At 68.3% G+C, this 14,207-nt stretch carries 12 protein-coding genes; 7 read left to right on the top strand and 5 right to left on the bottom strand.

Features of this window, described 5'->3' with window-relative positions:
• Positions 1-24: 24 nt before the first annotated feature.
• The 4 genes from ACFXHA_RS11225 (at position 25) to ACFXHA_RS11210 (ending at position 6,689) form a co-directional block, all read left to right on the top strand.
• Entirely contained in the window at positions 25-2,676 is a 2,652-nt protein-coding gene (locus ACFXHA_RS11225; protein WP_379356621.1) for a GNAT family N-acetyltransferase, read from the top strand.
• Between the two features lie 47 nt (positions 2,677-2,723).
• Positions 2,724-5,495, top strand: a complete 2,772-nt coding sequence (gene ppc, locus ACFXHA_RS11220) for a phosphoenolpyruvate carboxylase (RefSeq protein WP_379355446.1) — start codon at positions 2,724-2,726, stop codon at positions 5,493-5,495.
• Between the two features lie 123 nt (positions 5,496-5,618).
• A complete protein-coding gene (locus ACFXHA_RS11215) occupies positions 5,619-6,077 on the top strand; it encodes a hypothetical protein (protein WP_379355444.1) in 459 nt (152 codons plus the stop codon).
• 75 nt (positions 6,078-6,152) lie between these two features.
• The gene (locus ACFXHA_RS11210; protein WP_379355442.1) at positions 6,153-6,689 is read left to right on the top strand and encodes an SRPBCC family protein; all 537 of its coding nucleotides are present in this window, start codon (positions 6,153-6,155) and stop codon (positions 6,687-6,689) included.
• On the opposite strand, the gene ACFXHA_RS11205 is transcribed toward ACFXHA_RS11210, so the two are convergent.
• Positions 6,686-8,137, bottom strand: coding sequence for an MDR family MFS transporter (locus ACFXHA_RS11205; protein ID WP_379355440.1), 1,452 nt, complete (start codon positions 8,135-8,137; stop codon positions 6,686-6,688). The genes ACFXHA_RS11210 and ACFXHA_RS11205 overlap by 4 nt on opposite strands.
• 84 nt (positions 8,138-8,221) lie before the next feature.
• On the opposite strand from ACFXHA_RS11205, the gene ACFXHA_RS11200 reads away from it, so the two are divergent.
• Positions 8,222-8,794 (top strand): TetR/AcrR family transcriptional regulator, encoded by a 573-nt coding sequence (locus tag ACFXHA_RS11200; protein WP_379355438.1) that lies wholly within the window; start codon positions 8,222-8,224, stop codon positions 8,792-8,794.
• Here the strand turns inward: ACFXHA_RS11200 and ACFXHA_RS11195 are convergent.
• Complete coding sequence (locus ACFXHA_RS11195) at positions 8,784-9,635, bottom strand: SDR family NAD(P)-dependent oxidoreductase (RefSeq protein ID WP_379355436.1); 852 nt, start codon at positions 9,633-9,635, stop codon at positions 8,784-8,786. The two genes, ACFXHA_RS11200 and ACFXHA_RS11195, sit on opposite strands and share 11 nt — an antisense overlap.
• 86 nt (positions 9,636-9,721) lie before the next feature.
• Between ACFXHA_RS11195 and ACFXHA_RS11190 the strand changes: the two genes are divergently transcribed.
• The gene (locus tag ACFXHA_RS11190) at positions 9,722-10,594 is read left to right on the top strand and encodes a helix-turn-helix domain-containing protein (protein ID WP_379355434.1); all 873 of its coding nucleotides are present in this window, start codon (positions 9,722-9,724) and stop codon (positions 10,592-10,594) included.
• 11 nt (positions 10,595-10,605) lie between these two features.
• Here the strand turns inward: ACFXHA_RS11190 and ACFXHA_RS11185 are convergent, their stop codons facing one another.
• Complete coding sequence (locus ACFXHA_RS11185) at positions 10,606-11,385, bottom strand: NAD(P)H-dependent oxidoreductase (protein ID WP_379355432.1); 780 nt, start codon at positions 11,383-11,385, stop codon at positions 10,606-10,608.
• 138 nt (positions 11,386-11,523) lie between these two features.
• On the opposite strand from ACFXHA_RS11185, the gene ACFXHA_RS11180 reads away from it, so the two are divergent.
• Positions 11,524-12,390 (top strand): helix-turn-helix transcriptional regulator, encoded by an 867-nt coding sequence (locus ACFXHA_RS11180; protein WP_379355430.1) that lies wholly within the window; start codon positions 11,524-11,526, stop codon positions 12,388-12,390.
• Between the two features lie 17 nt (positions 12,391-12,407).
• On the opposite strand, the gene ACFXHA_RS11175 is transcribed toward ACFXHA_RS11180, so the two are convergent.
• Positions 12,408-12,782: a hypothetical protein gene (locus tag ACFXHA_RS11175; protein WP_379355428.1), complete on the bottom strand. Its 375-nt coding sequence runs from the start codon at positions 12,780-12,782 to the stop codon at positions 12,408-12,410.
• A gap of 290 nt (positions 12,783-13,072) precedes the next feature.
• On the bottom strand, positions 13,073-14,041 hold the full coding sequence (locus ACFXHA_RS11170) for a sigma-70 family RNA polymerase sigma factor (protein ID WP_379355426.1): 969 nt from the start codon (positions 14,039-14,041) through the stop codon (positions 13,073-13,075).
• Positions 14,042-14,207 lie beyond the last annotated feature (166 nt).

The following is a 14,207-nucleotide window of genomic DNA, read 5'->3' as shown; positions in this document are numbered from 1 at the left end:
CCGCCGGACACCCCGGGCACGCCGGTGAATCCGCCGCCGCCACCGGAACAGTGGTTCGCCGATGTGCTGGCCTCCGACGGCGGCGTGGTCCGGCTGCGCCCGATCACGCCCGCGGACGCGCCGGAGTTGGAGCGCTTCCACGAGGCGCTGTCGGATCGCAGCCGGTATCTGCGCTACTTCGGGCCGTACCCGCGCATGACGCCCAAGGACCTGTATCGGACCACGCACGTGGACTATCGGGATCGGGTCGGGCTGGTGATCGAGCTGGGCGAGGCCATCATCGGTGTCGGCCGCTACGAGTTCCTGGCCGACCGGCCCGGGCCGCGCTCGGCCGAGGTGGCGTTCGTGGTGGCCGACGAACATCAGGGCCGTGGACTGGGCTCGATCCTGCTCGAGCATCTGGCGGGCGCGGCGGCCGAGAACGATATCGAGACCTTCGTCGCCGAGGTGCTGGCCGAGAACAACGCCATGGTGCAGGTCTTCCGCGACGCCGGCTACCAGGTGCAGCGCAGCCGCGACGGCTCGGTGCTGCACCTGGAGTTCGCCATCGACCCCACCGAAGCGCTGCTGTCGGTGCGGGATTCGCGCGAACGCGCCTCGGAGGCGCGCAGTGTCGGGAATCTGTTGTCGCCCAAGTCGATCGCGGTGATCGGGGCCACGCCCTCGACCAGCCGGGTGGGTGGCGTGGTGCTGGCCAACCTGCTGTCGGGGGCCTACCAGGGACCGGTGTTCCCGGTGAACCGGCGTCGCACCGCGGTGCGCGGGGTACGCGCCTATCCGACGGTGCGCGATATCCCCGACGAGGTCGATCTGGCGGTGATCGCGGTGCCCGCCACCGAGATCGGGTCGGTGCTCGACGACTGTATGGCCAAGGGCGTCAAGGGTCTGGTGGTGCTGACCGCCGGGTTCTCCGAGACCGGGCCGCACGGCTACCAGGCCGAACGCGATCTGGTCGACTCGGCCCGCGCACACGGCATGCGGGTGGTCGGCCCGAGCGCGCTCGGCATCGCCAATACCGATCCGGCGATCGGGCTCAATGCCACGCTCGCCCCGGTGCTGCCCGGGCGCGGGCGGATCGGATTCTTCTGCCAGTCCGGCCCTTTGGGCGCGGCCATCCTGGGGGAGGCGGCGGCGCGGCAGCTCGGGCTGTCCACCTTCGTCTCGGCCGGTAACCGTGCCGACGTGTCCGGCAACGACCTGCTGCAGTACTGGGACAGCGACCCCGACACCGATGTGGTGCTGCTGTATCTGGAGACCTTCGGCAATCCGCGCAAGTTCTCCCGCATCGCGCGCCGGGTGGCGCACACCAAACCCATTGTGGCCGTGAACAGCGGCCGCAATGTCGCACAGGTCGACCGGGATCGGGACCTGGACCGTTCACTGGTGCGCAATCTGTTCGCGCAGGCCGGAATCATCCAGGTCGATTCCATCACCGAGCTTTTCGACTGCGCCATGCTCCTGGCCTATCAGCCGCTGCCGGCCGGGCCGCGCCTGGCGGTGATCGGCAACAGCTCCGCGCTCAGCTGGCTGGCGGTCGACGCGGCCCGCGGTGAGGGCCTCGAGGCCGGGGAGCCGATCGATCTGGGCCCGCAGGCCGGTCCGGCCGACTACCTGACCGCGGTGGCCGCGGCGGTCAGCGATGCCACCGTGGACGCGGTCATCGTCATCTACTCGCCGCCGGTGCCCGCGGCCGTCGCGTCCTTCGCCGAGGCCATCCGCTCCGGCGCCCAATCCGATCCGGCCACACCGGTGCTCACCACCTTCGTCGCCGATCAGGGCATGTCCAATCTGCTCGCCACCCGCGGCCTCGGCGGCATTCTCGAGCGCGGTTCGATTCCCTCCTACGGGGATCCGGAGCGGGCGGCGCGAGCGCTGGCGCGGGTGCGCCGCTACGCCGACTGGCGCACCCGGCCGCTGTCGCCGATCGTGCGCCCCGACGGTGTCGACACTGTACGGGCGCGGGAACTGGTGGCCGAGTGGATGTCCGACGACACCGCACACTGGCTCACCGACTTGCAGGCGGCGGAACTGCTGGGCTGCTACGGGATTCACGTGGTGGAGTTCCGTGAGGTCCGCGACGCCGACGCGGCGCTGGCGGCCGCCGAGGAGCTGGGTTTCCCGGTGGCGGCCAAGGCGACCGGCGAAATGTGGCGCAACCGGCCGGATCTCACCGGTGTCCGGCTGGATCTGTGGCGCGGTGACGAGGTGCGTCGCGCCTTCATCGATCTGACCGAGATCTCCGGCAATCCGGTCCACATTCAGCGCATGGCCACCAAGGGTGTGGGCTGTATGTTCCGGGTGCAGGACGACCCGTCGTTCGGCTCGGTCATCAGTTTCGGCCTGTCGGGCACCATCATCGACCTGCTGGGCGACCGCGTATACCGGGCGCTACCGCTGACCGAGGCGGAATCGGCCGAGCTCATCGACGCGCCCCGCGCCGCCCCGCTGCTGTCGGGCACGGTCGGCGGCCGCGATATCGGCAAGCCGGTCGACAAGGGCGCGCTGGCCGAACTGGCGCAACGGATCTCGGCGCTCTGCGACGACCTCCCAGAGGTGCGGGAGCTGCAGTGCGAACCGGTGCTGGCCTCGCCGGAGGGCGCGGCCGTGCTGTACGGGCGGGTGCGGATCGGACCGGAACCCAACAGGTTCGATATCGGTCCGCGCCGAATGGGTTGAGCGGCCGCCACAAGCGGCCGGACAGAAGAAGCCACTGCTTCGGAGAGGTGAACGTAGTGCAGGTAAACCAGATCGAGACAGCCACCGCGCCACTGCGCGACGACATCCGGTTCCTCGGCGGGATCCTCGGCGACACCATTCGCGACCACGAGGGCGCGGAGATCTTCGACCTGATCGAGCGGGTCCGGGTGGAGGCATTCAAGATCCGCCGCTCCGAAGTGGAGCGCAGCGCGGTGGCCGACATCCTGCGCGATGTCGACATCCGCACCGCCATCCCGATCATTCGCGCCTTCAGCCACTTCCTGCTGCTGGCCAATCTGTCCGAGGATCTGCAGCGCGATCGCCGGCGCGCGGTGCACCTGGCCGCGGGGGAGCCGCCCCAGGACTCCAGCCTCGCCGCCACCTATCGCAAGCTCGATGCCGCCGGACCCGACGGGGACGTGGTGGCCGATCTGCTGTCGGATGCCCTGGTGTCTCCGGTCATCACCGCGCACCCCACCGAGACCCGGCGGCGGACCATCTTCGACGTGCAGGGCCACATCACCGAGTTGATGCGGCAGCGGGCGCGCTACAACAAATACGAGCCGGAGTTCGCCGAGCTCGAGGTCGATATCCGGCGGCAGGTCCTGCAGCTGTGGCGGGCGGCGCTGATCCGCTTGGCGCGCTTGCGGATTCAGGACGAGATCGAGGTCGGGCTGCGCTACTACGACCTGACGCTCTTCGATGTCATTCCGCGCATCAACGATCAGGTACGAGCCGCGTTGCGTTCGCGTTACCCGGACCATGAGCTGCTGTCGCGGCCGATCCTGCGGCCCGGTTCGTGGATCGGCGGTGACCGGGACGGCAATCCGTTCGTGACCGCCGAGGTGGTGCACCGCGCCACGCACCGCGCGGGCGCGGTGGCCTTCGAGCGCTACCTGCGGGCGCTGGTGGAGTTGGAGAAGACACTGTCGCAGTCGGCGCGGCTGGTGCCGGTGACGCCGGAGCTCGCGGCCATTGCCGATGCGGGATACGACGATTCGCCGCAGCGTGCGGACGAACCGTATCGGCGTGCGATTCGCGGCATTCGGGCCCGGCTCAGCGCCACGGCGCGGCGGTCGCTGGGGGAGATCCCCGCCGACGGTATCGATGTCGACGCGCAGCCGTACGCTGGTCCCGGCGAGCTGCTGGCCGATCTGACGGTGGTCGACGCCTCCATGCGCGCCTCCGGCGACGGACTGCTGGCCGATGAGGGCCTGGCCGCGCTGCGAGCGGCGGTGGAGACCTTCGGTTTCCATCTGCAGGGCCTGGACATGCGCCAGAATTCCGAAACCCACGAACAGGTGGTGGCGGAGCTGTTCGCCTGGGCCGGAGTGCATTCCGACTATGCCTCGCTCGACGAGGCCGCCCGGGTGGAGCTGCTGTCGGCCGAACTGACCACTCGCCGTCCGCTCGTCGGTCCCAGCGCCCAGCTCAGCGAGCTGGCCGCCAAGGAGCTCGCGGTGGTCCGCGCCGCCAAGGTTGCGCTGGATGATCTGGGCCCGGATACCGTGCCCAACTACATCATCAGCATGTGCACCTCGGTCAGCGACATGCTCGAGGCCGCCCTGCTGTTGAAGGAGGCGGGCATCCTGGATCCGGGCGACGCGAACACCCCGCCGTCCAGCCCGGCCGGGGTGGTGCCGCTGTTCGAGACCATCGACGATCTCCGCAGCGGTGCCGAAATCCTTTCGGCCGCGCTGGAAGTGCCCGCCTACCAGCGCCTGGTGGCAGCGCGCGGGATGCGGCAGGAAGTCATGCTCGGCTATTCCGACTCCAACAAAGACGGCGGCTACCTGGCCGCCAACTGGGCGCTGTATCGCGCCGAGCTGAACCTGGTGGACGTGGCCCGCAAGACCGGAATTCGCCTGCGCCTGTTCCACGGTCGCGGTGGCACGGTGGGCCGTGGTGGCGGCCGCAGTTACGACGCCATCCTCGCCCAGCCCGCCGGTGCGGTGCGCGGTGCGCTGCGCCTGACCGAACAGGGCGAGGTCATCTCCACCAAGTACGCGGACTCCGGGACCGCGTTCCGCAATCTGGAGGCGCTGGTCGCGGGCACGCTGGAATCCACGCTGCTGGATGTGGAGGGCCTGGGCGCGGATGCCGAACCGGCCTACGAAATCCTCGACGAGCTGGCCGAATCCGCGCGTGCGGCGTATGCGCGGCTGGTGCACGAGACACCCGGCTTCGTCGACTACTTCCGGGCCTCGACCCCCATCGCCGAGGTCGCGGACCTGAACCTCGGCAGCCGACCCGCCTCGCGCAAGCCCACCAATTCCGTCTACGACCTGCGCGCCATTCCCTGGGTGATGGCGTGGAGCCAATCCAGGGTGATGCTGCCCGGGTGGTACGGCACCGGAACGGCTTTCGAGCAGTGGATCGGTGACGACCCGGCCCGGCTGGCGACCCTGTCGGACCTCTACCGCCGCTGGCCGTTCTTCCAGACGGTGTTGTCGAACCTGGCGCAGGTGATGGCCAAGGCGGATATGGACATCGCCGCCAGCTACGCGGACCTGGTGCCGGACAAAGCCTTGCGCGACAAGGTCTTCGGCATGATCTGCGAAGAATATTCGCGCACCGTCCGCATGCACGCGGCCATCACCGGCACCGAGGAACTCCTCGCCGACAACCCGGCCCTGGCCGAGTCCATCCACAACCGCTTCCCGTACCTGGAGCCGCTCAACCAACTCCAGGTCGACCTGCTGCGCCGCCGCCGTGCGGGCGATACCTCCGAGCTCGTGGAGCGCGGCATCCTGTTGACCATGAACGGTCTGGCGACGGCCCTGCGCAACTCCGGCTAGCCGCAACCGATTCGGCTGCCCCGGAAACCTGGGGCAGCCGGATAAGTGGAATCTATACATTTCACACTCTGTGAACGTTAGTGTTCGTCAACCCTGGCAAGGGTTTGCGAACAGGAGTTTCATATGAGTGCAGGTATCGCTGTGTGTCGTCGAATCGGTTGGGGCGCATCGGGTTCGATGGCGGTGGCCGCCGTGATCGGGCTGACCGCCGCGACGGCGTCCGCGGCCACGCCCATCGAGATCGCCACGCCGCCCGGCGGTTTGGTGGTGGGCGTGCGGACGACCGTCGGGGCATCGGTCTCGGCCTCGCCGTTGTTCGACCTGCCGTGGGATCTGGTGACCTTCAGGGACAACGGGACCTGCTTCGCCTCGGCGTACCCGGGGGAGCTGAACCACCTCAACAACTACTGGACGCCCGTCACCGCGGGCGCGCACACCCTGACGGTGCAGCAGGGCCCGAACCAGCTGGGTTCCCAGACCGTCACCGTCGCACCCGCTCCGGCCGGGGCTCCCGCTCCCGTTCCGGATATCTCCGGCTGTAAGGGTGGCGGCAGCTTCGGTACCGGCAGCCTCGGCTTCTGAACGCGCCCCGACCGATTGACCGGACCATCCGGCGGGTTTATCGTCTGAGACAGCCTGTCGAACGAGGTGGTCCCCATGTTGTCCCGTCTGACGCGACGTCCCGCCGAACTCGTGCACACGAAGACCGACACTGGAATTCGTGACGAGCTCTCCCTGTTCGTCGCGGCACCGCCCGAGGCGCTCTGGGCGCTGGTTTCCGATGTCACCCAGATGGGGCGATGGAGTCCGGAAAACGTTGGGGCGCAATGGTTGAGCCGGGTCACCGGGCCGACCGTGGGAGCCTGGTTCGTCGGGTTCAATCGCATCGGGCCGGTGCCGTGGGCCACGCCCTGTGAGGTGACGATCGTGGATTCGGACCGTCACTTCGAATTCCGGGTGCACCTCATCGGCACCCGGTGGGGCTACCGGCTCGAACCCGCCGAGGGTGGCACGCTCGTGACCGAATATCGCGAATGGTCGCATGGCGCACCACTTCTGAAGCTCTTGCGTTTGTCGGGCCCGATCGGTCGGCCCCGCGACAATCTCGCACTCGACGGGCTGTACCGCTCCGTGTATCGCCTCAAGGCGTTAGCGGAAGCGGCACAGCCCGGTCCGGGATATCGGGGCGATTAGGGCTGCGGTACCGGCTCTTTCGCGGGCGCCGGAGCCGCCGCGGGCGGCCCGGCTTGCCGCAGTGGCACTTCCACGATGAACAGCGCGGCGATCAGCCCGACCGCGCACAGCACCGCCGACCAGGTGAAGATGCTGTCGATCCCGGCAGCCACCCCGGCCAGGTGTTCGTGCCCGGTGGCCTGCCGGTTGAACAGCGCACCGAACAGGGCCACGCCGAACGAACCACCCAGCGTCCGGAACAGGGTCGACACACCGGATGCCGCGCCGATGTCCTTCATCTGCACGCTGTTCTGCGCGATCAGCACGGTCATCTGCATGAGGAATCCCAGGCCCGCGCCGAGCATCGCCATGTAGAGGCCCGCGGTGAACCGGCTGGTGTCGGTGCCCATGGTGGCCAGCGCGATGCTGCCCGCGGTGAGCAGCGCACCGCCCACGACCGGGAACATCTTGTACTTGCCGGTCTTGCTCATCACCTTTCCCGCGATCTGCGAGACCACGATGATCGGCACCATCATCGGCAGCAGCAACAGCCCGGAGTTCGAGGCCGATGCGCCCTGCACGGTCTGCTGGAACAACGGCAGGAAGCTGACCGCGCCGAACATGGCCACGCCCACCACCACCGACAGCACCGAGGTGAGCACGAAGTTGCGGTTGCCGAACAGGCTCAGCGGAATGATCGGCTCGGGTGCGCGGGTCTGCGACCACAGGAAAGCGGGCAGTCCGAGCACGGCCACCGCGATGACGGTGAGCACCTGCGGTGAGTTCCAAGCGTATTGGGCGCCGCCCCAGGTCGCGACGAGCACGATGGCGGAGATGGTGACGGTCAGCAGTGCCGCGCCGAGATAGTCGATCTTCGCATTGGGTCGCCGGGCCGTCAGGTGCAGCGTGAGCTGGCACCACGCCAGCGCGATCAAGCCCAGTGGCAGGTTCAGGTAGAACGCCCAGCGCCAGCCGGCGTGATCGGTGACGAAGCCGCCGACCAGTGGGCCTCCGATGGTGGCCAGTGCCATGACCGAAGCGGTCATGCCCATGTACTTGGCGCGTTCACGGGGTGGGACGAGTTCGCCGATGATGGCGAACGCGCCGGCGGCCAGCCCGCCCGCACCGATGCCCTGCAGCACGCGGAAGCCGATGAGCTGATCCATGTTCTGTGCCGCCCCGGACAGTCCGGAGCCGAGCAGGAAGATCGCGATCGAGGCCAGGAAGTTGGGTTTGCGACCGAACAGGTCGCCGAGTTTGGCCCAGATCGGGGTGGAGGCGGCGGTGGCCAGGGTGTACGCGGAGACGACCCAGGACAGCCGGTCGAGGCCGCCGAGTTCGCGCACGATCGTCGGCATGGCGGTGCCGACGATCATGTTGTCGAGCATGCCCAGCAGCATCGCCAGCATCACGCCCAACAGGATCCAGCGCACGTTGCGCGGTGCCTGAGCTGTGGTTATCGAAGTCATGGCTTCAGAAAACCATAACGACTAAAGAAATTCAACCAGTAAGAAAATTGTATGACTTAGGCTACTGTGGGTAGGGTGTCTCTCATGAGCGGACTGCGCGAACGAAAGAAGGTCCAGACCCGCAAGGCCCTGGCCGACGCGGCCCTGCGGTTGTTCCTGGAACGCGGCTACGACGCGGTCAGCGTCAAGGAGGTGGCCGAGGCCGCCGACGTCTCGGTCCCCACTCTCTTCGCGCACTTCCCGGAGGGGAAGGAATCGCTGGTCTTCGACATGGACTCCGACCGCGAGGCGGCCGTGGTGGCCGCCGTCCGCGATCGCGCGCCCGGGACCACGGTGCTCGAGGGCCTGCGCACGGCCTTCCTGGCCTTCCCACGCCCCGTGGAGAACGGCGAGATGGCCCAATTCCGCCGCCTCATCGACGGAACCCCCACGCTGGCCAGCTATTTCCGCAAGATGTGGCAGCGCCACGAGGGTGCGCTGGCCGGGGCCATCGCCGCGGACATCGGCCGTTCGCCCGACGATGTGGCCGTGATCGCGTTGGCGCACTTCGTGTTCGGCGCGCTCGAGGTCGCCCGCCGCGGCGACGATCCGGAGGGCGACCTCACGCGTGTATTCGAACTGCTCGAAAACGGCTGGGGCACAATCCTCAAGCCGTGAAGGCGTCCACATGGTCGCGCACCCAGTCGGCATAAGTGCGCGCTGCGCGGCCGGTCACCTGCTCGATATCGCGGGTGACGGTGGAATTTCCGCCTCGCCGAACGAACGCGTTGCCCGCTGTCGCGCGCTCGGCGAACTTCTCGGTCCGGCCCGCCGCGATCAACGCCGCACTGACCTGATCGAGCGGTATGTCGGCGACCTCGAGCCGGCGGCCCAGGGCGGCGCCCAGGATCTCCGCCTGGTCGGGCACCGACACCGGCTGCGGTCCGGTGAGGGTGTAGATACGGCCCGCGTGCTCGTCGGACAGCAGCACGGCGACCGCCACCGCGGCGATGTCACGCGGATCGACGACGCCCTGGACGCCGGTAGCGGTCATATTGGGCACCGGCTGACCGGCCTTGATGGGCGCGACCCAGCTCAGTGTGTTCGAGGCGAAAGAGCTGGGACGCAGGATCGTCCACGCCGCCCCGCTCTCGCTGATCGCCTTCTCCCCGGGCATGTGCCAGGTGGCGAACGGTCCCAGCAAGGGGTCGCCGGTGCCGATGGCCGAGAGCTTCACCAGGCGGGGGACGCCCGCGGCACGCGCGGCGGCGATCAGCGCGGTATCGGTGTCGGTGTCGTCGATGGAGACCTGTCCGTTCAGGAACGCCGCTTGCGCACCGTCGAAGGCCGCGGCCATGGACGCCGGGTCGAGATAGTCGCCCCGCACCACCTCCACGCCCTCGGGGAGTTGCGCCGCGTCCGGATTCCTGGTCACCGCACGCACTTTCACGCCGCGCTCGGTGAGCTGCCGGACGATTTCACTTCCGATGGTGCCCGTGGCACCGGTGATAACGATCATGGCTATGAGCCTGCCGACCGACCGGCCTGCGGCGATAGGAAAAACCGGCACAGCCGCGACCGCCCCGACTGCCTAGAGTGGATGTGGTGACCACAGCGCAAATCCCGGCCCCGTTCGCGTCGACTCGCGGCATGATCGCCTCGGCTCCAGACGATGCGGCTCTGGTCGTGACCGCCGAGGATTTCGAGCGCCTCCTGCCACGGCCGGACGCGCTGCGCCCCTGGATCACCGAGATCGCACACATCCCCACCGTCCGGCCCAGGGCCACGGCGTTCACCCATGTTCCCCAGGCCGTGACCTCGATCGTGCTGCGCACCGAGGCATCCGGCCGCCGTGACGCGTTGGTGCTGGGCCCGCGCACTCGCGCCACGTACGCGAACCCCAACAAACCGGCCGGTTGCACCCGAATTCGGCTGGCTCCCGGCGCTTCCCAAGCCCTGCTCGGGCTCCCGGCCGCCGTCCTCACCGACCGCGTCGCCCTACTCTCGGACCTGCCCGGACCGATCGCCGACCTCGCCGCCGACCTCCTCGAGCTCGACCCCGAGGAGGTGGCCTCCTTCCTGGAAGCCGAACTTCCGCAACGCCTTCGCGAGGACTCGACCCGCCGCGACCATCGTCGGCTGGTGAACGACGCGGTCGCCGCGATGGATGCCACCACACCCGTCGGTGAGCTCGCCACCTCCCTCGCCGTGAGCGAACGTCAGCTGCGCAACCTGTTCACGGCGGGAATCGGCGTGTCGCCCAAGCACTATGCGCGGATCACCCGCGTCCGTCAGGTGCTGGCCGCCGCCGGGAACACGCCCTGGTCACACCTGGCCACCGATTCGGGCTACTACGACCAATCGCACATGACCGCGGACTTCCGCTCGCTGATGGGCGTGACACCGGACCGCTTCTTCAAGGGCCGGGTACCCGCGCCGACCCCTTGCCAGTCCATCACCAGGCCGTTCGAATCCTGATCCGGATGTGGTCATCCGCGCATGTGGAGTCCGAATCCCTTGCGGCCCACGGGCTCGAGCCCGTCCTTCAGCTGCAGTGACGGGATCTCGTAGTCGCCGAAGTTCTGCCGCCGGAACGCGATCGGCTCGGTCGAGTCCAGGGTGAGCAGGCGTTGCTCCCAGGCCTTGGCGACGTCGGGGAAGTCCTCGGCGGTCATCCGGTCGGTGCGGTAGAGCACGAACGGCGGCAGCACCTCGATGCCCGGGTAATAGAGGATGCCGTGCTGGATCGGGAACAGCAGATCCTCGATGGGCCCGTTGATTCCGCGTGCGGCGTAATGCGATTCGGGTCCGCCGACGGTCACCGACAGCAGGGCGCGACGGCCCGCGAGGGTGCCTTCGCCGAAACGTTCGCCGTATTTGATGTCGTTGTGTTCGCCGACGCCGTAGGCGAAGTTGTAGGTGAATACCCGGTCCACCCAGCCTTTGAGGATCGCGGGCATCGTGTACCACCACAGCGGGAACTGGAAGACGACGGTGTCGGCCCACAACAGTTTGTCGTGCTCGCCGCGCACGTCCGCGGTCAGCGTTCCGGCGTCGAAGGCCCGGCCCGAGTCCCGCCCGACCCGCAGCGGACTGGAGGCGTCGGGACCGTAGTCCGCGGCGTCCACGGTCGCCTTCCAGCCCATCGCGTACAGATCGCTCACCCGCACTTCATGTCCGGCGGTCTCCAGAGTGGAGACCGCGAGGTCCTTGAGCGAGCCGTTGAGCGACCGCGGTTCGGGGTGGGCGTAGACGATCAGCGTCTTCATGGGAACTCCTTCGGATCGGTTGCTTTCGATCCTGGGCGGCGCGGCGGCCGGCGTTCAGGGGCGCTGTTTCCGTCGGATCGGCGTTCCTGGTAATCGCAGGGCCACCCTCGTCGGTCGCGTCCCCGGCAGACTGGGGGCATGGACGATCTCGCGGGCTTCCTGCGCACCCGGCGTTCCCGGGTGGACCCGGCCGCTGTCGGCATCCCCGTCGACCGCTACCGCCGGGTTGCTGGGTTGCGTCGCGAAGAGGTCGCTCACCTGTCGGGCGTCAGCGTCGACTATTACGTGCGCCTCGAACAAGGTCGCGCGACACAGCCTTCCGAGCAGGTGCTCGACGCGCTGGCCCGCGTCCTCGGCCTCGATGACACCGAACGCGGCCACCTCTACCGGCTCGCCCGCCAGCGTCGCCGCCGCACGAAAACCCCCGGCGGCCGGATCCGCCCGGAACTGTTGCGGGTCCTGGACCTGGTGGTCGGCGCACCCGCCCTGATCATGGATCACCGTCTCGACGTGCTCGCCGGAAACGAACTCGCCGACCTGCTCTACGGCCGCCCCGCCGCGGGCCTGAACACCGCGCGTCACATCTTCCTGGAGGAATCCGACCGCGGCCTCTACGAGGGCTGGGAATCCTGCACCCTCGACGTGGTCGGCCACCTCCGCCTGGCCGCCGGAAAATACCCCGACGACCCCCGCCTGGCCTCGCTGATCGGCGAATTGTCCATGGGCAGTGACCGTTTCCGTCGCCTGTGGGCGCGTGCCGACGTCCGCGCCCGCACCCACGGCCGCAAGGCCTACCGCCACCCGCTGGTCGGCCTGCTCGAACTGCACCAGGAAAACTTCGCGCTCCCTGACGATTCCGGCCTGGAACTGGTCGTCTTGTCCGCACCGCCCGGCAGCCCCGCCGAGGATGGCCTGCGCCTGCTCGCGGGCCTGGGAGTGCCCGCCGCCGATCCCAGCCGCACGTTGGAGCCTGGGCCGATCGATCCGACCCCGTTGGCGCAGTAGCTCGTCCGGGCGAGCGGTCACATGAGGGCGATGAGGGGTTGGGTTTCGCTTGCGGGGTAGACGGATTCGATGAAGGCCGTGAGGCGGACGCGGGATTCGCCGAGGTGGCCGGTGAAGACTCGGCGGCCTGCGGAGGCGTCGCGGGCCTCGGTGGCATCGGTGAGTTGGAGGGCGCGGGCCCAAGTCATGAGCTGCGTATTGGATTCGGCGGCGGCGAGATCCGGGTGGACGGTGCCGCAGAATTCGGCGTCGGTGCCCGTCGAGTCGAGGCGCGCGCGGCAGTCCCACATCCAGCTGACCGGTGGTAGCGATTCGCCGGTGATCTCGCCGGCGTAGGAGTTCACCAGCGTCGACAGGGTGTCGATGGCAATCATCGTCAGCGAATCGGTCACAGGCGCCAGACTCCCACTCTCGGGAGCGACTGGCCCGCAACCTGACTCGTTACCGCGTGTCGGTGAGTTCGAAGCAGGTGCGAAGTCGGACATTCAACGCGAACTGCCGTCAGCAGCTATCGGATAGCGCACGAAGATCATCCGCGCACGAAGACGCCGACCGACTCGCGAACCCGGAGGGGGACGTTCGGGCGGAGTCGGTCGGCGTGGATCGGGCCAGCGCCTCGAAGATGGCCCGACGAGTGGGGGTGGAGCCGTGCAGGGGGTTTCCGGCTCCACCCGGGTGCGAACTAGCTCGCGTAGGCGCGCAGGCGGTCGGCGCGCTCGCCCTTGCGCAGCTTGGACATGACCTCGCGCTCGATCTGGCGGACCCGCTCGCGCGAGAGGCCGAAGAGCTTGCCGATCTGGTCGAGGGTGCGCGGCTGGCCGTCGTCGAGGCCGTAGCGCAGGCGGATGACCTGCTGCTCCCGCTCGTCGAGGGTGGCCAGGACGGTGCGCACATCGCGGTGCAGCAGTCCGGCGATGACCGCGGACTCGGCGGAGGTGGCCTCGGAGTCCTCGATGAAGTCGCCCAGCGGGGCTTCCTCGTCATTGCCGACCGGCATGTCCAGGGATACCGGGTCGCGGCTGTGGTCGAGCAGATCGGCGATCTTGTCGACCGGAATGCCGGACTCGTTGGACAGTTCCGCATCGGTGGCCTCGCGACCGAGCTGCTGGTGCAGTTCGCGCTTGATGCGGGCCAGCTTGTTCACCTGCTCGACCAGATGGACGGGGAGGCGAATGGTGCGGGACTGATCGGCCATGCCGCGGGTGATCGCCTGGCGAATCCACCAGGTGGCGTAGGTCGAGAACTTGAAGCCCTTGGTGTAGTCGAACTTCTCCATCGCGCGGATCAGACCCAGGTTGCCCTCCTGGATCAGGTCCAGCAGCGGCATGCCGCGACCGGTGTAGCGCTTGGCGAGGGAGACCACGAGGCGGAGGTTGGCTTCCAGCAGGTGCTGGCGAGCGGCCTGACCCTCGCGAACCAGGATCGCGAGATCCTTCTTCTTCGCGGCGGACAGTCGTTTGCTCGTCTCCAGCAGGTGCTGTGCGTAGAGGCCCGCCTCGATGCGCTTGGCGAGCTCGACCTCGTCTGCCGCCGTCAGCAGCGCCGTCTTACCGATCCCGTTCAGGTACACGCGTACCAGGTCGGCGGCAGGGCTTGCGGCGTCGAGGTCTTGTTCGCTGATGCGCACGTCAGTGGTGGCGGGGCTTGTCATGACTTGCCTCCTGGTCGGTGGTGTCTCGTTCCGTTCAACGGACCCGACATCAGGAAAGTTCCCCGCCGGCCAACCGGTAAACCGGGCTTGAGCTGCGGTTTTTACGGCGCACGTCTGAGAAGTTCCTGAGAAGCGCGTATCCTGTGGAACTCGCGCCTCCCATTGG

Origin of the sequence: Nocardia sp. NPDC059240, assembly GCF_042753865.1 — a bacterium.
Taxonomy (GTDB): Bacteria; Actinomycetota; Actinomycetes; order Mycobacteriales; family Mycobacteriaceae; genus Nocardia.
This window is presented reverse-complemented; position numbering and strand designations above follow the sequence as displayed.

Bases quoted from the DNA above. Each gene is read 5' to 3' on its own strand.
- ACFXHA_RS11170 (WP_379355426.1), bottom strand. From the start codon at position 14,041: ATGACAAGCCCCGCCACCACTGACGTGCGCATCAGCGAACAAGACCTC.
- ACFXHA_RS11185 (WP_379355432.1), bottom strand. From the start codon at position 11,385: ATGAAGACGCTGATCGTCTACGCCCACCCCGAACCGCGGTCGCTCAAC.
- ACFXHA_RS11195 (WP_379355436.1), bottom strand. From the start codon at position 9,635: ATGATCGTTATCACCGGTGCCACGGGCACCATCGGAAGTGAAATCGTC.
- ACFXHA_RS11180 (WP_379355430.1), top strand. From the start codon at position 11,524: ATGGACGATCTCGCGGGCTTCCTGCGCACCCGGCGTTCCCGGGTGGAC.
- ACFXHA_RS11215 (WP_379355444.1), top strand. From the start codon at position 5,619: ATGAGTGCAGGTATCGCTGTGTGTCGTCGAATCGGTTGGGGCGCATCG.
- ACFXHA_RS11200 (WP_379355438.1), top strand. From the start codon at position 8,222: ATGAGCGGACTGCGCGAACGAAAGAAGGTCCAGACCCGCAAGGCCCTG.
- ACFXHA_RS11210 (WP_379355442.1), top strand. From the start codon at position 6,153: ATGTTGTCCCGTCTGACGCGACGTCCCGCCGAACTCGTGCACACGAAG.
- ACFXHA_RS11205 (WP_379355440.1), bottom strand. From the start codon at position 8,137: ATGACTTCGATAACCACAGCTCAGGCACCGCGCAACGTGCGCTGGATC.